Below are 18,741 nucleotides of genomic sequence, written 5' to 3' on the forward strand. Positions count from 1 at the left end.
GCTTTCACCTTACTGCCTGTGGAACTATCGTGTAAGTCAGAATACGCAATTCTTGCTTTATTAGAACTAGCAATTCATTACCAAAGTGGAGAACCGCTGCAAATTCGTCAGATAGCGGCACAACAAAACATCCCTGACCGTTATCTGGAACAGCTGCTAGCGACCTTAAGGCGTGGGGGTCTAGTCAAGAGCTTACGCGGGTCAAAAGGTGGATATCTTTTGGCACGAGAGCCTTGGAAAATCACGCTTTATGAAGTTTTAGGATGTGTGGAAGGCTTAGATAAGGTACAGACGTGTGAGGAAGACACTAGACCCAAAACCGTAGATGGTGGTGTTGTAGAAGAAATTTGGCAAGAAGCACGTCAAGCAGCGAACTCCGTTTTCCAAAATTACACACTTGCCGATCTCTGTGAAAAACGAGATTCACGGCGGCAGTTGGATTTAATGTACTACATTTAGTTATTTGTTAGTAGTTAGTGGTTAGTAGCTAGTGGTCAACAACTAACTACTAACGACTAACTACTAACCATTGACTATTGACCATTGACTAAGGACAAAAGAATGCGAATTGCTCATAACATCACAGAACTGATCGGGCGTACTCCCTTGGTGCAACTCAACCGCATTCCCCAAGCGGAAGGTTGTGTAGCTCAGATTGTGGTGAAACTGGAAAGTATGAACCCAGCAGCATCGGTAAAAGACCGAATTGGCGTCAGCATGATTAACGCCGCTGAGGAAGAAGGGTTGATTGTTCCTGGCAAAACAGTTTTAGTGGAACCTACCTCGGGAAATACGGGAATAGCCTTAGCAATGGTAGCGGCAGCTAAAGGATATCGGTTAATTTTAACGATGCCAGAGACGATGAGTGCAGAGCGACGGGCAATGTTGCGGGCTTATGGTGCAGAACTGGAACTCACACCAGGAATTGAAGGCATGAGTGGTGCAATTAGGCGGGCACAAGAGATAGTTGACAAAACGCCATATACGTATATATTGCAACAGTTTCGTAACCCTGCTAATCCGGAAATTCACCGAAAGATGACAGCAGAGGAAATCTGGGAAGATACTGATGGCAAGGTAGATGCGATTGTGGCGGGAGTGGGTACTGGTGGCACTATTACTGGTGTTGCAGAAGTAATTAAAGCACGCAAACCTAGCTTTAAGGCGATCGCAGTAGAACCAGCCAATAGCCCAGTTTTATCAGGAGGAAGACCCGGGCCACACAAAATCCAGGGAATTGGCGCTGGGTTTGTTCCGCAAGTGCTGAAGGTAGGATTGATTGATGAAGTGATTACTGTTACCGATGAAGAAGCGATCGCTTACGGTCGGCGTTTGGCACGAGAAGAAGGTTTACTCTCTGGAATTTCCAGTGGTGCTGCTTTGTGTGCTGCAATTCGTGTTGCCCAACGTCCAGAAAACGAGGGGCATTTGATTGTGATGATTCAGCCCAGTTTTGGAGAAAGGTACTTAAGTACGCCCTTGTTCCAAGACTTGGAGACATGACATGAGTTGAACAAAGCTAATGCTTGGAGGCAAAAGACACCAGCAATATTTGAGCAATCCTAAAATCAAAATTATGCTTGTTGAGCATGGTGAGTGATCGATAATGCATTTTGGAAGGGTAGCAGTTAGCATCAGCTAACGGTACATTGAAATAATGGTAGATACTAACCACTACGAAACTCTCAAAGTAAGTCCAACTGCCAGCCAAGCGGAAATTAAGCAAGCATATCGCCGCTTGGCAAAGCAATATCATCCTGACAGCAATCAAGAAACGGCTGATGCTGAGCAGATTATCCGTATTAATGCTGCCTATGAAGTCTTAGGCGATGCTGAAAGACGCCAAAGTTACGATCGACGACTCCACAACCACCGCACCCAAAAATCTAACGGTAGTAGGCAGCAGCGTAGCACCGCTGCTGGGCAACAATACCAAGCACAACGACAGACAGGAAGAGATGTAGACGAACAAATTGAACAATGGCTGCGTCTGGTTTATCAACCAGTAAATCGCTGGGTGTATGCCATTCTCAACTCTTTGAAAACACAAATTGAGAAATTAGCGGCCGATCCTTTTGATGATGTGCTGTTAGAGGAATTTCAGGATTACTTAGACACTTGTCGAGATGACCTCAAACAGGCACAAATTACTTTTCGTTCTCTGCCCAATCCCCCCAGCTTAGCAAGAGTAGCGGCTCACCTTTACTACTGTCTAAATCAAATTGGTGATGGACTAGACGAGTTAGAATATTTCCCCCTGAACTACGACGAAAGTTATTTGCACGCAGGTCAAGAAATGTTCCGTAATGCCAAAGGATTGTACCGAGAAGCGCAAGATTCGGTGATGGCGTACAAGTAAGTCAATAGTTAGTGGTTAGTGGTTGGTAGTTAGTGGTTAGTGGTTAGTGGTTGGTAGTTAGTGGTTAGTAGTTAGTGGTTAGTGGTTAGTGGTTAGTAGTTAGTGGTTAGTGGTTAGTGGTTAGTGGTTTACTACTCTCCCACTCTCCCCATCTCAATTGATACTAGAAGCGTTAGAATATTAAGAAATATTAAATAAAGCTACCAGTGTACTCATGCAATGCATTGTGAATCGCCGCGCTCAATTTTCGGCAAGTCATCGATATTGGTTGCCAAAACTGAGTGAAGCTGAGAATCTTGAGAAATTTGGTGCTTGCTCTCGCTTTCCTGGGCATGGACATAACTATGTCTTATTTGTCTCCCTTATGGGGGAATTGGATAAATATGGCATGGTGCTGAACTTGTCTGATGTGAAACACGTAATTAAACGAGAAGTAACCAGCCAGCTAGACTTTTCCTATCTCAATGATGTGTGGACAGAATTTCAACAAACTCTGCCCACAACAGAAAATATTGCACGGGTGATCTGGCAGCGGCTAGCACCCTATTTACCTCTTGTCCGCGTGCAGCTATTTGAAAATCCTGAACTTTGGGCAGATTATATGGGAAACGGAATGGAAGCTTATCTCACCGTCAGCACTCACTTTAGCGCCGCTCACAGGCTAGCGCATCCTGACCTTAGCGAACAAGAAAACTCTGATATTTATGGTAAGTGCGCTCGTCCCAACGGTCACGGACACAATTATCATCTAGAAGTGACAGTAAAAGGGGAAATCGACCCCCGCACTGGCATGATTGTAGATTTAGGTGCTTTAAACCAGGCGATAGAAGATTATGTAGTTGAACCGTTCGACCATACTTTTTTAAACAAAGACATTCCTTACTTTTGGCAAGTTGTTCCTACTGCCGAAAATATTGCACTTCACATTAGTAACTTATTGCGATCGCCTATTCAGGAATTGGGAGCTAAGCTTTACAAAGTCAAATTAATTGAAAGTCCGAATAATTCTTGCGAAATTTACTGCACTGAGCCAATTTCCAACTCTGTCAGTGTTGCAGAAAATCAACCGATTTTAGCGCGCCTATAACTCAATACGCTTGGTGATAAGATAATTTACCCACCGATAAAATTTGTAGAGACATTGCATTGCAACGTCTCTACACGCACAGAACTACCACAGACAACCCTTAACTGAACGTAGAGACGCGAAATTTCGCGTCTCTACAAAAATTTCGGGTAACGCATTATTAATTTCTACCAGATGTCTAATGACGACCCTCACGAGTTAACTTTATTCGTGCCAACTTACTTGGCTAACTAAATTGTTGGGCGTAAAATCGAGCATAACGGCGGGAAAGGGCTAATAATTCTTCATGAGTACCCGATTCCACAATCTGTCCTTTTTCCAGTACTAAAATCCGATCGCACCTTCTCACGGTACTGAGACGGTGAGCAATAATAAACACGGTTCGCCCTGACATTAACCTTTCCAACGCCTCCTGCACCAAGGCTTCCGACTCCGAATCAAGGGCTGATGTCGCTTCATCTAGTATTAATATTCTCGGGTTAAGGAGAACAGCACGGGCGATCGCTATTCTTTGCCGTTGTCCACCCGATAAATTTACCCCTCGTTCGCCTACCCAAGTATCGTAACTATCGGGCAGTTGGCTGATAAAGTGATGGGCATTAGCAATTATTGCGGCTTTCTCAACATCTGCCATGTCAAACTGATGTTGTCCAAAGGCGATGTTTTGAGCGATTGTTCCGGAAAACATGATGGTTTCTTGGGGAACAATACCAATTTGTCGGCGCAGACTGTTAAGTGTGACATCGCGAACATCAACGCCATCAATTAAGATTTGGCCATTTTGAGGATCGTAGAAACGGGGTAGAAGATTCACAAACGTAGTTTTACCAGCACCCGAAGCACCTACTAGGGCGATCGCTTCTCCTGGCATTGCCAACAAACTGATATTCTTTAGGACAGGTTCCCCAGGTTTATAGGCAAAAGACACATGGCGATATTCTACTTTGCCAGTGACTGGGGGGAGGGCGATCGCATCAGTTTTTTCTGTCACAGCAGGTTGAATAGCCAATAATTCAAAAACACGGTCAACAGACGCCTCACCCTGCTTAAACTCGTTGTAGTTGTTAGTGGTATGACTGACAGGGTCAATTAACGAAGCTGCTGCGGCAAGGTAACTGAAAAACTCTCCTACTGTCAACTGTTTTTGGGCAATTAGCCAAGCACTGATTAACAGCAACAATAAAAAACTCACCGCCTGCAAAAATCCTATAATTGGAATTTGAATCGCTTTGAGTCTTTCGGCAGAGTATTTCGCCCTCAAAGTACGTTCGGCTTCGCGGCTGAACCTGGCAATTTCGTAATCCTCTGCTGCAAAAGCTTGGACGATGCGGATACCGCTGAATACTTCTGTTAGTATTGCTGACAAGTCCGACACGCGATTTTGACTTTTGCGGGAGAATTTCTGTAAGCGTTCGCCAAACCAAGCAATTAACACACCCATCAGTGGCGCAACTATGACTGTGGCAAGTGTTAGCCGCCAATTTAGATAAATCATGTAGATGGGAATGGCTACCAACTGCAAAGCACAGGGGATAAAGTCGTGAAAGAGTTTGTGCACCACTTCCCCAACGCGATCGATATCTTCAGTGAGGCGGTAAGATAAATCACCTGCTTTTGCGGTTTCAAAATAGCTGAGATTCAGCTTTTGTAGATGGGAGTACACCTGCTTGCGGAGATTAAAAGCTACTCTCAGAGCAGCTTTGGCCATATAGATATCTTGCACTGATTGAAAAAAGCCTCTAGCAAGAAATACTCCTGCTAAAATGCCAATCTCTGTGGCGATCGCGGTTACATTACCCATGCCAAAAGCAGTTGTCAATTGCTTGACGAGCGTAAGTAGGGCTAATGTCGCCAGTATATATCCCAAGATGCCAATAAACCCTTTGGCAATGTTGTGCCACTGGGGCCGGATATACGGTAGAAGTTGCCAGTAATTAGACCGAGTTTTCAAGCTATAACGTCCACAACGAGGTTTTTCTTTGTTAGACGGTATCAGCTTTTTTGTAGTTTCTCTCTAGTTGTTGTCATTACGAATGAGAGACTGTAATCTAAGAGCCAACAGTATCATCTTTGTGGCTACCATTTTTCTCTCGTTTCATACTTTCTTCTAGTGCCTGAATTTGTTCTCGACGGGCTTCTAATTCCAAAGTACGACGTGCCAAATCTTGATTTTGCAAAGTTAAGTTTTGTCGCCACTGTTCAGCCCTTTCTGCTTCTTGGCGCAAAAAGTCTGGAGTAATGCCCGTAGCGAGATAGGTTTGGATCAGATTCAGTATCCAGTTGGTAGCTTCTTCTAGTTTTTCAATATCACCCGTGGGAGAAAGTTCGACTAAAACAAGCAACTTCTCGTTTAGAGTCTTGTTTTTTCCCAGAAGAAGAAAAGCCTCTTCTGGGATTGTCACCCATATATTTTCGGCTTCTTGACGTGCCAATAACCGCAATTGGAGCTGGTCTAAAAATTCGTTTTTATGTACTTGGGCTAGATATAGCATGACTTTGAATAAAATTATGAATGATGAATTATGAATGATGAAAATTTTCATAATTTATAATTCATCATTCATAATTATTTTTTACAGCTATGCTAACTGACGCAAGCGATCGCGCAAGATTTCGGCTTGCTTTTGGGCTTCTGCTAAAGTATCCCGCACCTCCTGTACGACATTTGCTGGGGCTTGTTCGACAAATTTAGGGTTGCTTAACCTAGCAGTGAGGGATGTTATATCCGCTTCGATTTTGCTGAGGCGTTTTTGCAGTTTGGCAGTATAAGCCTCTATATCTACCACGCCAGCGAGGGGAAGTAGAACTTGTACCGTACCTATAACACCTGCGAGCGCTCTTTCTGGTTCTGGTGGCTGTTGTGATGCTTCTGCTTGGGGCAAACTCTTGTTAGCGGTTGGTTGGAAAAACTGTTGCCAGAATTTTTGTCTAGCCTGAGAAGACAGTAAATTGCGGGCAACAAACCAAGTCGCAAACCCAAAACCAACTATCTCAAAGAAAGTTCCGAATAAGGGAATGTCGTCAATCGCATCTGCGATCGCCAATCCAACTCGTAACAAGTAAATTGCTCCGATAATTGCGACTACTTTCGTCCAACCAATTCGGGGTTTTTCATCACTGATACTTTGTTGCTTTTGCTTGCCAGCAGCGATGGTTAAATTCTCTACCTTAGCCAAATCTTGAATGTAAGACTGTCCAGAGGTGAGAATTTGCCTTTCTTTTTCGCTGTCGGTTTGCAAATTCACACTTACTTTCACCCCAGGCTTAACATCCGCTTCTGCACGTAGATTGCGGATTGTGCGGATTGTACCAATTAACAGTTCAAATTGTTCTTCCAAAGCAGAGTCTATTAGGCTTGTTTGGGCTTCTGGATAAAGTTGTAAGGATAAACTTTGCTTGGAATCTGTCGGTTGTTGGGTGAGAGTGTGCCAAATTTCCTCAGTAATGTGAGGCATGAAAGGATTAAGTAATTTCAAAATCCCTTCCAGCACGTATGCCAAAGTTTGTTGTGCTACTCGCCGAGATGCCGGATCTGCATTCTTTTGCAGGCGAGATTTGACCAACTCGATATACCAGTCGCAAAAATCACCCCAAATAAAATCGTACAGACCTTTAGCCGCTTCTCCCAGTCCGTAGTTGTCCATGTAACTTCTGGTTTGTTGGACAACGCGATAGTAACGAGAGAGAATCCAGCGATCGCTCAACTCTAACTCCCCCTCTCTGCTTAACGGAGAGGGGTGAGGTTCTCCCAACTGCTGTGGTGTTTGCCCGTCCAAATTCATCATCACAAACCGCGCCGCATTCCACAACTTATTAGAAAAGTTGCGGGATGCCTCCACCGACGGCGATTCATCGGTTTTGCGGTTGTAGTCCATGCGGATATCTTGACCTGCACCAGCTACTTCTTTAATCAGGGTATACCGCAGGGCATCTGTGCCATATTTATCCATCAAAATTAACGGGTCAATGCCATTGTTCGCCGTCTTGGACATCTTCTTGCCATTTTCATCCAATACCAAGCCGTGAATGTAAACATCCTTGAACGGCATTTTTCCCGTAAAATGCCCCGCCATCATCGTCATTCGGGCAACCCAGAAAAAGATGATGTCAAAGCCCGTTACCAAAACACTGGTAGGGTAATAAGTCTTTAAATCCTCGGTTTGTTCGGGCCAGCCCAAAGTTGAAAATGGCCAGAGTCCAGAAGAAAACCATGTATCCAGCACATCTGGATCGCGTTCTATCTTGACATTTTCACCAAATTTTGATGTGAGTTTCTCCCGTGCTTCTGCGTCATTCCGCGCCACAACAAACGGCGTGTTATCGGTAATCTCGCCACCAGTTTCACTGACAGCGTACCAAGCGGGAATTTGGTGTCCCCACCACAGTTGACGAGAGATACACCAATCTTTTAGCTTCACCAACCAATCACGATAGACCTTAGTCCAGCGTTGAGGAACAAACCGTGGTGAATTTTTTTGGTCGAGGAATTCTAGGCAACGGTCTGCCATCGGGCGAATTTTGACAAACCACTGAGTGGAAAGTAAGGGTTCAACGGGGACTTTACCGCGATCGCTATACGGAACCGAGTGCTTGTAATCTTCCACCTTCAACAGAAAACCATCAGCCTCTAGGCGCGCAACCACATTCTTTCTGGCAACAAAACGGTCTTGTCCTTGGAACTCTCCAGCATTCTCGTTGAGGGTGCCGTCCTTATTCATAATATTAATAAACGGCAGACTGTGACGCTTGCCCATTTCAAAGTCATTGGGGTCATGGGCGGGAGTCACCTTTACGCAACCGGTGCCGAAACTGGGGTCAACCAATTCATCGCCAATAATCGGAATTTCCCGATTCATAATTGGTAGCGTCACAGTTCTTCCAATCAGATGCTGATAGCGTTCATCATTGGGATTGATAGCCACTGCTGTATCACCCAGCATTGTTTCTGGTCGAGTTGTCGCCACTTCTACATAACCAGAACCATCTGTGAGGGGATAGCGGAAGTGCCAAAGATTACCATCAACCTCTTTTGCCTCCACTTCCAAATCGGAAACGGCAGATTGTGATTCTGGACACCAGTTGACTAGATACTTTCCGCGATAAATCAGCCCTTCTTCGTAGAGACTGTTAAAGGCTTCTAAAACAGCTTTGGATAAACCCTCATCAAGGGTGAAACGTTCCCGCGACCAATCTACCGACACACCCAAGCGTCGCAGTTGATTGACAATTGTCCCCTTAGATTGTTCCTTCCACTGCCAAGCGCGTTCCAAAAACTTTTCGCGCCCCAATTCGTAGCGAGTTTTGCCTTCTGCCTTGAGTTGCTTTTCCAGAAGTGTATGGACAGCAATGCTGGCGTGGTCAGTTCCAGGCAGATAAAGAGCATTCTCTCCCTTCATGCGGTGGTAACGCACAAGGGTATCTATCAAACTATTGTCAAAAGCGTGACCCATATGCAAACTGCCAGTGACATTGGGCGGTGGAATCACGATGCAGTAGGATTCGCCACCTGCTTTGGGATCGGCTTTGTAGACTTGATTTTCTTCCCAAAATTTTTGCCACTTAGCTTCAGTGGTAAAGGGATCGTACTGACTAGGGAGGTTAGTAATTGTTGCGGTCATGCTGGGAAAACTAAGTGCGGAAGGACTTTAATAAATTTTGCCACAGTGTTTGGAGAGTGTTTTATAGAAATGAACTGTACCAGGTGCAGAGGACGCAGAGAGAAGAGAGTTAAAAGAGGAGATGAGCCAGTTGGCAGGAACTGTAATTGGTGCGGCAATTGTGGTGCATCGGGTGTTAAATATATTGGCGATCGCAATCAGCACAGATGTAGTTCTGTTTACCACGACTAAGCCCGTTATTACGGTTAGCTTAGATGTACGATATAGACAGTTCATCCCTTAATTATGCAACGCCTTTTTTCACACGAGCGATCGCTCACCCGTTCATGCAAATTCTTAGAAAAGCCTTAAATCATAAACTCTTTGAGCGATTAAGCCACAAATCTAATGCTCAATACAATTCACATCTCGGTAATCTTTGAGACATTCAGCAAACCGTGATGTAATTTTCCATTTTCGATCCAATTCCGCAATCAGACAAATCGCTGCATCCGATGTTGCCGTTCCACCACTAAAATTCACTACGACTGGACGTGAATTTTCAAAGTGAGAATTTGAACTGTTTTGGGATACAATCTGTCCGACGAGGGGTCATGTGTTTGAAATGCTTAAACCCTTATTATAATACATTTTGGCAGTTTTTGACCCATTTTTTTGAGAATTTGTGAGAAATCAGGGCTATGCTAAAGAAAATCTCCCTTGGAGCGCTATTGTTATTCGCTGGTTGGGCTAGCATGAGGTTCGTATTCCCCCACATCGACAACTTGATTGGTCGCAATCACCTTCCTTCAAATATGGTGATTAAGCGAATTCAGGAACTGTCAGAGCTAGCTACCGTGCGAATGCTATCTGAGGTCGTGATTCCAGTAAGGGTTGAGAACAAAGTATTTGGACAAACCGTTGGCGTGACCAGCTACCTGTATATTGTTCGAGGGCAGGTTTTAGCGGGAGTAGATTTATCCCAAATAGGAACCAGCAACGTTGCTGTTTTTGGAGACAAAATTGAGATTCAATTACCAGTGCCTCGAATCTTGGATGCCAAAGTCGATGTGTCTAGGTCAGAAGTTGTTGAATATCACAAAGATTGGCTGGCTCCAGACATTTCTCCAGCCTCAGCGCAGCAAGTCCAACAGCGAGGGCTGGCAGCAGTCGTGAAGCAAGCTTGCGAAAATGAGGTTTTAGCGCTCGCAAACCGTCAAGCAACATTTACTCTTTCACAGTTACTTGGGCTTACAAATCAAAAAGTCGCTGTCAAAACAACAAAACCTGAGACTTGCAAATATTAACCGACATCATGAAATAGCGATCGCAATGCAATGAGCCTATGGTCAAAAGGCTCATTGCGAAATGTACTTAAAAACTTGAGTAAAAAAGCGAGAGTGTCATGTAACAATTTATACATACAAATGATGATGTCTGCGACTATCCCTTAGCACGCAATTTGGTTATGCTGACAGTTGCGGTAGCTTGCGAAGTTATAATCACTTTTGTTGCTACAGGAGAGCAACAAAGTTTTACTGTCACTTTGGCTGATTTTGCCGTTAAGCCTTTTAGTATGTAATGTTAATACAGATCGGGAATTGAAAACATGGAGCAAAGTCAGCACGAACAGCGTCACGCCGCTGATCAAGAGTTTCAAAAATCCTTAGATGAACTGCAACAAATTTTGCAAGATGGTTCTGCTCAAGAACAAGATACGTCACAATTGCATGATGATAATAATAGCGATCGCCAAGTAGTAGAAAATTCCTCTGCCATTGATTTAGCTGCGTGGGAAGACGCAGTTGCTGATATCGAGCAATATTTGCAAGAAAAGGGAAAAGCTGAATAGTCATTAGTCATTAGTCATTAGTCATTTGTTAGTAGTTTTAGTGGTTAGTGGTTAGTGGTTAATGGTTGGTGGTTAGTCGTCTCCCCCTCCCCCACTCTCTTTTCTGGCGCTGCGCTTCATATAACATTAAGGCGGCTGCGATCGCCACATTTAAGGACTCTACCCCAGAACTGAGAGGAATTTTCGCGCTTTTATCTGCCATCGCTGCTAATTCTGCTGATAAACCAGCGCCTTCATTCCCCAACAAAATCAAACTTGGTTGGCACCAGTCTACTTCCCAGTAAGTTAAAGTTGCACTCGGCAAGGTTGCGATAATTTGCATTCCTGCCTGTTTGGCTTCCTGTACTGTTGCTTTTAAATCTAAACTCACTGCCATTGGTAAGCGAAACCACTGTCCAGCGGTGGCACGTAATACCTTGGGATTGTCTAAATCTACACTATCTTCACTTAGCCACAACCCATTTGCCCCAGCGGCGGCGGCGGTACGAATTATCGTACCTAAATTACCTGGATCTTGTATCGTTTCCAAAGCCAGCACTAAACCAGTAAATGGTGGCTGTGTTTGAGAAACATTTTTTTTCGCTGTTGCTACTACTCCATCTGGTTGGACTGTGGTTGCGATCGCTGCCATCACTTCCTCACTGACAACTTCGGCGCGATCGCTCTTTTGACAAACTTCCTGCCATAGCCTAGAGTGGGTTGTTTGCCATTGTTGAGTGCAACACACTGTCACCAATGGGTAATTTACAGCACAAGCTTCCTCCAACAAGTGCGTCCCTTCCAGTAAAAATAACTGCTGCTTGTGCCGTTCTTTTGTGGAGTGAAGTTTTCTAATTTGTTTAATTAGAGGATTCTGTAGACTGGTCAACATCATAAAAGTAAAAAGTAAAAAGTAAAAAGTAAAAAGTAAAAGATTCTTTCTTTTGCCTTTTACCTTTTGCCTTTTACCTTTTTATGCGGAACCCGGGACTTGAACCCGGAAGCCTTGCGGCACTAGAACCTGAATCTAGCGCGTCTGCCAATTCCGCCAGTTCCGCTTGCGTTTTGGCTTAATGACCGTTTCCTATTATTACTTAATTTTTCATAAGCGTCAACTAAATCATTTGTTGTTGGTGGTTAGTGGTTAGTGGTGAGCCAGCGCGTACTTATAGGGGGTTCTCCCCCAATCCCCACTCCCTGTCGGTCGTGGGGGCCGGTGAGTCCCCCATGTAGACGCCCGCAGGGCGGCTTCTCGTAGAGTACCCGGAGGGTTAGTGGTTTGTCGTCTCCCCCTCTCCCACTCTCCCCCTCTCCCACTCTCCCCATCTCCCCACCTCCCCACTTCCACTTAACAAATGTGATCCAAATAATATAGACAAATTAAATCTTTCCTGTAGAATCAAAACCAACTTAAAATTTGTAAAATTTACAGTTTTTGGAGGGTAGGCTTATTAATCCTTCTAGCGGCTTACCAGATGCCAAATTATCACCGGTTGCAGACTCCTCAGTCTTGCAAATCTGGGGTGGGCATCCTTTGCATGGCCATGTGAAAATTAGTGGGGCAAAAAATTCAGCACTAGTAATTATGGCTGGAACTTTGCTCTGTTCGGGCGACTGTCACATCCGTAACGTACCGTTGCTGGTAGACGTAGATCGGATGGGTCAGGTATTGTCGGCGTTGGGTGTTAGCGTCAAACGCAATGGTGATATTTTAGACATTAATGCTAGTAAGATTACTTCATCTAAAGCTCCTTACGAACTGGTTACTCAGTTACGGGCAAGCTTTTTTGCGATCGGGCCGATTTTGGCACGGCTAGGAGTGGCACAAATGCCATTACCCGGTGGTTGTGCGATTGGGGCAAGACCTGTAGATCTCCACGTCCGGGGATTGCAAGCAATGGGAGCCGAGGTGCAGATTGAGCATGGCATTTGTAATGCCTACGTTCCTCGCAAAAACCGCCGACTCAAGGGTGCAAAAATTTACCTAGATATTCCCAGTGTGGGAGCCACAGAAACATTGATGATGGCAGCTACACTGGCAGAAGGCGAAACAATTATTGAGAACGCTGCCCGCGAACCAGAAGTAGTCGATTTGGCGAATTTCTGTATCGCAATGGGAGCGAAAATTCAAGGTGCGGGTACGAGTACGATTATAATCGATGGCGTCCCCAAGTTACACTCTATCGACTATACCATTATTCCCGACCGCATCGAGGCAGGGACTTTTCTAGTAGCTGGAGCAATTACCCGCTCAGATATACTCCTCTCGCCAGTAGTTCCAGAACATCTCGTGCCAGTCATTGCCAAACTGCGGGAAATTGGCGTTCCCATTGTTGAAGAAGCGCCTGACAGCTTGCGCCTCCTCCCAGCCGAAAGACTGGTAGCGGCAGACATTGAAACCATGCCCCATCCCGGCTTTCCCACCGACATGCAAGCGCCATTCATGGCTTTGCTGGCGATCGCAGAAGGTGATAGCTTGATCAACGAAACTGTGTTTGAAAACCGTTTGCGCCATGCCTCAGAATTGAATCGTCTGGGAGCAGACATTCGCGTCAAAGGCAACACTGCTTTTGTACGGGGAGTACCTTTGTTATCTGGCGCACCTGTAATCGGCACTGACTTGCGTGCAGCAGCAGCTTTGGTGGTAGCAGGTTTGGCAGCAAATGGCAAAACAACAATTCAGGGACTGCGCTACCTAGATCGCGGCTACGATCGCCTCGATCTGAAATTACTGGAGTTAGGAGCGAAAATTCAACGCTTGCCTGCTGCTGGGGCAGATCCAGAAGTTGCCCCCACAACCATAAATCCGGAAGCATCGATTTCCTCTTAAGAATAGTTAGTGGTTAGTGGCTAGTAGTTAGTGGGGAGATGGGGAGAGTGGGAGAGTGGGGGAGGGGGAGAGTGGGGGAAAGGGAGACGACCAACCACTAACTACTAACCACTAACTACTAACCACTAACTACTAACCACTAACTACTAACCACTAACTACTAACCACTAACTACTAACCACTAACTACTAACCACTAACTACTAACCACCAACAACCAACAACCAACACTAGCTATACTAGCTGTGTAGGCTAATTTAATGATTAGTCCGATCAAAAACACCGTTGTTTCCAACTTGCTTTGCCATGTTTCCCTCCAAGACTCAGCTGATTGGTCTGAAAGCAGACTCGTTTCGTCACCCGCTAGACCTAGAGGCGACTAGAGCGCTCAAGCAGATTCCGGGTATAGATATGATGGTGCGGAATCTTTTAGGGCCAGTAGCGGAGCAAGTTTTTTACGTGGAAAACATTGCATCTAGCATTTTGGTGGGTGAAAAGCAATTGCCCCATTTACACAAGCTATTACTAGAAGCTTGTCAAGTCCTGGATATGGAGCCGCCCCAATTGTATGTGAGACAGCATCCGGCTCCAAATGCCTACACTTTTGCCATGCGGGGAAAACAACCTTTTATTGTGGTGCATACTTCCTTGATTGATATGCTCACACCCGAGGAAACTCAGGCAGTCATTGCCCATGAACTCGGACACCTCAAGTGTGACCACAGTGTTTACTTGACCCCGGTAAATATTTTGATATTAGCAGCGGCAACTTTGCCCAACATCGGCGCATTTCTTGCCCAAGCAATCCAGGCACAGCTTCTGGAATGGGTACGCTGTGCAGAATTTACGTGCGATCGCGCTGCATTGTTGGCAACCCAAAACCCGAAAGCTGTCATGTCTGTGTTGATGAAACTGACTGGTGGTTCACCCACCTTAGCACCACAACTCAACCTCGATGCTTTTATTGCCCAGGCTCGCGCCTACGATGATATCAGCAAAACCGAACTCGGCGAGATGGTCAAAGCTGCCCGAACTGCACAATTAACCCATCCAGTACCAGTATTGCGGGCACGAGAAATATACCTTTGGGCAAGTAGCAAAGAATATGAAAGCTTGTTGCAAAATCAAAAAATAGAGTATGGTAGTGAACTTGCGACAAAAAGCAGATGGCGAAATTGGTAGAAATACGAAAGTGTAAAATTTTATCACAATATGTCGATTTTAGAATATCCTATTTTTCTACTTTATAATTCATCATTATCTGTTTAGGACTACCTCATTTCGCAACAAGCAGATTCAATTACAGCTAAACCGGCACGGCTTCAATTATGCTCTGCCAGGAAGCTGTGGGAACAATCTTTGTCAAGTGAAAGCCTACACTTTGTAAATTTATGGGGATACATAGCTGCCCTCTGCCGATCGCTCCTGCTGCCTTGTTAAACTCCCTCTAGCTCTACGTTATGGACGTTGTCAACAACATAATGTAAGCATTCACTCTAGCAAAAGGTTAAAGCTAGTTAAACAACAGGTTTTCAGCAGGTTGGGAAATACATCATCGCTTTTAATCGCTACCGATTACAATCACAGATGATCTAGGTAGGATGCTAGTAGGTAGAAATAATAGAAGACTCACACGCTTCTACGATCTCCCCATTTTTGGGGGATATTTCATTTTATTGGTCAATAAATTCAAGTTATTGCAACTGAATATTTTTTTTTGCAACACAACCTAATAAATATCAATCGCAAGGGACAAATTAAGGGACTTGAGAAAGGAGAAATCACTGCTCAAGTAAAATTTGCCGCTCAAATTTTTGGAGTTGCTGCATAAAACTTAACCCACTAACAGGGTTTTTATAACCTCACGCATGTTTTTACAACACAACCGCTACAAAAGACATCTACAACAAGCTAGTGGGTAATTCGGAATAGTCGATGTCGATTATGCAAACGGTGAGATGGAAAACAGAAACATAGTAAAGCAGTTCATGCTTGAGGATGCGTTAGACGGATTAGGCTTGGCTTGCCTTAGCCTCCTGATTCTTCAAGTCTCAATCAATTTCCTGCCGTACTTCGTAGTCCTGAAATATATGACGACGACACGGCTAATCCTCTTGCTCGGGTTTATATGTTTAATATTACTGCACGTAGTCAAAAAGCAACAACCCAACTGGAACAGCGCAATCAGAGGGTCAAAAATCCTCCTGGTCTTGATAACTCTTCTTTTAGTTTGGTATGGCGTCTCTTTATTCAATGGCTCAGCAATCAGCTTCTCCAACTTCCGGTTGCAAGTGGAGGAAGTTCTTGCATTCTTGTTCGTGATCTTACGAGTTGATGGTGAGGAGAAATTCAATGCCGTCGTGTTCGTTTTTCTCGTGGCGGTTTCAGTTATCGCTTTACACTCAATCAAGCAGTTCATTGAGTACGATAATACCCACTATTTTCTGATTTGGCGGGGTGCATGGACAGTAACCGAGTCTTTGGAAATTCCCAAGGGTGCCATCGTACGGGTTGTGGGGTACTTCAATAACCCGAATGTACTTGCCGCTTACCTGATCCTACTTATTCCCCTTGTCGCTTCCTTGATTAAACACCCGCATGCGCCCACTTGGATGATCGGTTTGTTAGTGGCTCTTGCCTCAGTTGCGCTGTTACTGACATTTAGCCGCAGCAGCATCATTGCGCTTCTACTAGCACTAGGTGTGACGCTAACACGAAAAAAGCCTTTTGTTTTTATCTTCTTCGCGCTCCTAGTGGTTGCCACCCTGCTCAACCCTTTGTCGATTGGTCGCCTGGCGACTGGGTATGCACGGTTTTCTGCATGGTCTATAGCGATCGAGATGATTTTACAAAAGCCATTGTTTGGCGTGGGATTGGGTAACTTTCGCACTTATGCTGTTAACTTCTGGCATGCCCACAACCTGTTTCTGCACATAGCTGCGGAGGCTGGGCTCATTGCTGGTATCCTGCTGTTGACCATCGTGCTCGTTGCGATTAAACAGGCTCTCGAACTCTCACGCTGTGGTGGTCGCACGCGATTGATCGGACAAGCGTTTACCGCAGCTTTCATTGCCTTTGGTATTGCTTCTTTGATGGACAATGCCTATAATACTACAGCCGTTAGTTACACATTCTGGCTTCTTCTCGGGCTACTAGTGGCAGCACGCAGAATATTTGAGAATAGGCGACACCAGACCGTCAGATATGGGTTTGAGACAAATTAGCAAGCCCTAATTTGGTTAGCATCTAATGTTAGGGTTGCTGTCACCAGGTGCCAAGTAGTCGCCATCAGCGATCGCAGAGCCTTTAACGATTTTGCGTCATTTCAGCCTTTAGCACTAAAAGAAGTCTATTTATAGTCCACCGAAAGGATTTTAGGTTCAATTATTTCAGCCAAAGCGTGGTCTAAACAAGTCTGTAATTTCTCTGCCAGCACTCGTACATGAGGTTCTTCTAACATAGTAGTATGCGAGCCAGGAACAAAATCAACATCTAGTTGACCTGCGACTAAATTACCCCAACCAAATTGCAGGTCATATTTTACACCGACAGCTTTTTGACGGTTCTTGTCTTCAGTCCGCAAGAGAATCATATTACCTGGGTAAACTTGCAAGACATATTCTGTAACTGCCTGGATGTTAGCATCCATGATTTTTACATGTTGGAATGCAGAAAATATAGGATTTTCACCATACAATTCGTAGTAGACTTTGTGTTTGATATCATACTTGATTTGCTGAGTCCACATCTGAAGACTTTGCCAAAGAAAAGCAGGGCCTCCTCGCAAAATATTGCTCACATGCAAGGGAATCCGTTTCAAGAATGGTAAGCGCATACTTGCACCCGGAAGACAAGTATCAAATATCGCTAACATTCCTACTCTCTCGCCTAGCTTATAGAGTTGCTGTGCCATCTCGAAAGCAACTATTCCCCCAAACGAGTAGCCGCCTAGGAAATAAGGGCCATTGGGTTGAATCGTTCGGATTTCTTGAATATAGTGCGATGCCATGTCTTCAATCCGTGTCAAGGGCGATCGCTTGCCATCAAGTCCTTGTGGTTGTAGCGCATATACTGGCTGGTCAGACTCCAGATGCATCGCTAAATCGCGGTAGCACAGGGTTTCTCCACCCAAAGGGTGGATACAGAAAAATGGTGGTTTTGAGCCATTGGGCTTGATCGCAACTAGGGATGACCAATCTTCTGAAGTGTGAGTTGCTGATTGCTCTTGTGATTGAAGGATATCGGCAAGAGCTTCGACACTACCAGATTGAAATAGAATCGCTAAGGGAAGTTTTTTACCAAATTGCGCTTCGATTCTTGCAAATAAGTTTAAAGCCAGGAAGGAATGTCCGCCTAAATCAAAGAAGTTATCTTTAATACCAATCGGTTGGATGCCCAATACTTCTTCCCAAATCTGCGTTAACTGGTATTCTATTTGATTGCGGGCAGCAACAAAGGTTTTTGTAGCCTCTTGTCTGACTTGCTCTGGTGCGGGGAATGCTCGACGGTCTACTTTCCCGTTAGGATTTAGAGGTAGGGTATCCAGCATTACAAAGGCTGAGGGAATCATGTAATTGGGCAGCTTTTCGCGCAGGAAAAGCCGCAGTTGCTCCGTTGTAGCGACTTGGCTGGGCTTGAGGACGACATAGGCAACTAAATCTTTGTCACCGGGAACATCCTCACGTGTGTTCGCGTTGCTCCTCACAACGAGATTCACCACAGTTTCTTGAACAGCAGGATGTTGGCACAGTACGGCTTCAATTTCTCCCAACTCAATGCGGAAACCACGTATTTTGACTTGCTCGTCAACGCGACCAAGTAACTCAATATTGCTATCTGGTAAATACCGTCCTACATCTCCGGTTTTATACAACCGTGCACCTGGTTCAGAGGAAAACGGATGGGGGATAAATCGCTCCTTAGTCAAATCCGGACGGTTGAAATAGCCTCGCGCCAGACCCACGCCACCGATGTATAACTCTCCACAGTCACCATCTGCAACTGGCTGTAAATTTTCATCCAAAATATAAATCTCAGC

General features: G+C 44.9%; 16 protein-coding genes, 1 tRNA gene and 1 pseudogene. 11 read left to right on the forward strand and 7 right to left on the reverse strand.

The window, feature by feature from the left end; genetic code table 11:
• Positions 1–18: 18 nt before the first annotated feature.
• From HXY43_RS17535 to HXY43_RS17550, 4 genes are all read left to right on the forward strand, one after another.
• Positions 19–459, forward strand: a complete 441-nt coding sequence (locus HXY43_RS17535; RefSeq protein WP_026735532.1) for an Rrf2 family transcriptional regulator — start codon at positions 19–21, stop codon at positions 457–459.
• A gap of 102 nt (positions 460–561) precedes the next feature.
• The gene (gene cysK, locus HXY43_RS17540) at positions 562–1,503 is read left to right on the forward strand and encodes a cysteine synthase A (RefSeq protein WP_290885344.1); all 942 of its coding nucleotides are present in this window, start codon (positions 562–564) and stop codon (positions 1,501–1,503) included.
• Positions 1,504–1,657: 154 nt separating this feature from the next.
• A complete protein-coding gene (locus HXY43_RS17545; RefSeq protein ID WP_290885300.1) occupies positions 1,658–2,359 on the forward strand; it encodes a J domain-containing protein in 702 nt (233 codons plus the stop codon).
• Between the two features lie 214 nt (positions 2,360–2,573).
• Entirely contained in the window at positions 2,574–3,446 is an 873-nt protein-coding gene (locus HXY43_RS17550) for a 6-carboxytetrahydropterin synthase (protein ID WP_290885303.1), read from the forward strand.
• Positions 3,447–3,672: 226 nt separating this feature from the next.
• Here HXY43_RS17550 and HXY43_RS17555 read toward each other — a convergent pair whose 3' ends face one another.
• The 3 genes from HXY43_RS17555 to HXY43_RS17565 all read right to left on the reverse strand — a co-directional run bounded on the left by HXY43_RS17555 (position 3,673) and on the right by HXY43_RS17565 (position 9,064).
• A complete protein-coding gene (locus tag HXY43_RS17555) occupies positions 3,673–5,397 on the reverse strand; it encodes an ABC transporter ATP-binding protein (protein ID WP_290885306.1) in 1,725 nt (574 codons plus the stop codon).
• Positions 5,398–5,494: 97 nt separating this feature from the next.
• Positions 5,495–5,938, reverse strand: a complete 444-nt coding sequence (locus HXY43_RS17560) for a hypothetical protein (protein WP_290885347.1) — start codon at positions 5,936–5,938, stop codon at positions 5,495–5,497.
• Positions 5,939–6,025: 87 nt separating this feature from the next.
• The gene (locus HXY43_RS17565) at positions 6,026–9,064 is read right to left on the reverse strand and encodes a valine--tRNA ligase (protein ID WP_290885309.1); all 3,039 of its coding nucleotides are present in this window, start codon (positions 9,062–9,064) and stop codon (positions 6,026–6,028) included.
• Positions 9,065–9,185: 121 nt separating this feature from the next.
• Between HXY43_RS17565 and HXY43_RS17570 the strand changes: the two genes are divergently transcribed.
• Positions 9,186–9,347, forward strand: coding sequence for a hypothetical protein (locus HXY43_RS17570; RefSeq protein ID WP_290885312.1), 162 nt, complete (start codon positions 9,186–9,188; stop codon positions 9,345–9,347).
• A gap of 101 nt (positions 9,348–9,448) precedes the next feature.
• On the opposite strand, the gene HXY43_RS17575 is transcribed toward HXY43_RS17570, so the two are convergent.
• A complete protein-coding gene (locus tag HXY43_RS17575; RefSeq protein WP_290885315.1) occupies positions 9,449–9,586 on the reverse strand; it encodes a transposase in 138 nt (45 codons plus the stop codon).
• Positions 9,587–9,744: 158 nt separating this feature from the next.
• On the opposite strand from HXY43_RS17575, the gene HXY43_RS17580 reads away from it, so the two are divergent.
• From HXY43_RS17580 to HXY43_RS17590, 3 genes and pseudogenes are all read left to right on the forward strand, one after another.
• Positions 9,745–10,350, forward strand: coding sequence for a DUF4230 domain-containing protein (locus HXY43_RS17580; protein WP_290885318.1), 606 nt, complete (start codon positions 9,745–9,747; stop codon positions 10,348–10,350).
• Between the two features lie 119 nt (positions 10,351–10,469).
• A pseudogene (locus tag HXY43_RS17585) lies at positions 10,470–10,625 on the forward strand (ThiF family adenylyltransferase); the annotation flags it as partial.
• Positions 10,626–10,652: 27 nt separating this feature from the next.
• Positions 10,653–10,895, forward strand: a complete 243-nt coding sequence (locus HXY43_RS17590; protein WP_290885321.1) for a hypothetical protein — start codon at positions 10,653–10,655, stop codon at positions 10,893–10,895.
• Positions 10,896–10,953: 58 nt separating this feature from the next.
• Here the strand turns inward: HXY43_RS17590 and HXY43_RS17595 are convergent, their stop codons facing one another.
• Both HXY43_RS17595 and HXY43_RS17600 read right to left on the reverse strand, forming a co-directional pair.
• Positions 10,954–11,766, reverse strand: a complete 813-nt coding sequence (locus tag HXY43_RS17595; RefSeq protein WP_290885350.1) for an RNA methyltransferase — start codon at positions 11,764–11,766, stop codon at positions 10,954–10,956.
• Positions 11,767–11,850: 84 nt separating this feature from the next.
• Positions 11,851–11,932 (reverse strand) — tRNA-Leu (locus tag HXY43_RS17600).
• 377 nt (positions 11,933–12,309) lie between these two features.
• Here HXY43_RS17600 and murA point away from each other — a divergent pair.
• From murA to HXY43_RS17615, 3 genes are all read left to right on the forward strand, one after another.
• Positions 12,310–13,704, forward strand: coding sequence for a UDP-N-acetylglucosamine 1-carboxyvinyltransferase (gene murA, locus HXY43_RS17605; RefSeq protein WP_290885324.1), 1,395 nt, complete (start codon positions 12,310–12,312; stop codon positions 13,702–13,704).
• A gap of 305 nt (positions 13,705–14,009) precedes the next feature.
• Positions 14,010–14,885, forward strand: coding sequence for a M48 family metallopeptidase (locus HXY43_RS17610; RefSeq protein ID WP_290885327.1), 876 nt, complete (start codon positions 14,010–14,012; stop codon positions 14,883–14,885).
• Positions 14,886–15,661: 776 nt separating this feature from the next.
• Positions 15,662–16,927: an O-antigen ligase gene (locus HXY43_RS17615; RefSeq protein ID WP_290885330.1), complete on the forward strand. Its 1,266-nt coding sequence runs from the start codon at positions 15,662–15,664 to the stop codon at positions 16,925–16,927.
• Positions 16,928–17,052: 125 nt separating this feature from the next.
• Here the strand turns inward: HXY43_RS17615 and HXY43_RS17620 are convergent.
• A partial coding sequence (locus HXY43_RS17620) for a thioesterase domain-containing protein (RefSeq protein ID WP_290885333.1) occupies positions 17,053–18,741 on the reverse strand: 1,689 nt, incomplete at its 5' end.

This window comes from Fischerella sp. (assembly GCF_013388695.1).
Classification (GTDB): Bacteria; Cyanobacteriota; Cyanobacteriia; order Cyanobacteriales; family Nostocaceae; genus PCC9605.

What these genes read in the sequence shown, in the direction of transcription:
- HXY43_RS17595 (WP_290885350.1), bottom strand. Translation starts at nt 11,766, where the DNA reads ATGTTGACCAGTCTACAGAATCCTCTAATTAAACAAATTAGAAAACTT.
- HXY43_RS17565 (WP_290885309.1), bottom strand. Translation starts at nt 9,064, where the DNA reads ATGACCGCAACAATTACTAACCTCCCTAGTCAGTACGATCCCTTTACC.
- HXY43_RS17560 (WP_290885347.1), bottom strand. Translation starts at nt 5,938, where the DNA reads ATGCTATATCTAGCCCAAGTACATAAAAACGAATTTTTAGACCAGCTC.
- HXY43_RS17545 (WP_290885300.1), top strand. Translation starts at nt 1,658, where the DNA reads ATGGTAGATACTAACCACTACGAAACTCTCAAAGTAAGTCCAACTGCC.
- cysK (WP_290885344.1), top strand. Translation starts at nt 562, where the DNA reads ATGCGAATTGCTCATAACATCACAGAACTGATCGGGCGTACTCCCTTG.
- HXY43_RS17590 (WP_290885321.1), top strand. Translation starts at nt 10,653, where the DNA reads ATGGAGCAAAGTCAGCACGAACAGCGTCACGCCGCTGATCAAGAGTTT.
- HXY43_RS17615 (WP_290885330.1), top strand. Translation starts at nt 15,662, where the DNA reads ATGGAAAACAGAAACATAGTAAAGCAGTTCATGCTTGAGGATGCGTTA.
- HXY43_RS17570 (WP_290885312.1), top strand. Translation starts at nt 9,186, where the DNA reads ATGAGCCAGTTGGCAGGAACTGTAATTGGTGCGGCAATTGTGGTGCAT.
- HXY43_RS17550 (WP_290885303.1), top strand. Translation starts at nt 2,574, where the DNA reads ATGCAATGCATTGTGAATCGCCGCGCTCAATTTTCGGCAAGTCATCGA.
- HXY43_RS17580 (WP_290885318.1), top strand. Translation starts at nt 9,745, where the DNA reads ATGCTAAAGAAAATCTCCCTTGGAGCGCTATTGTTATTCGCTGGTTGG.
- HXY43_RS17610 (WP_290885327.1), top strand. Translation starts at nt 14,010, where the DNA reads ATGTTTCCCTCCAAGACTCAGCTGATTGGTCTGAAAGCAGACTCGTTT.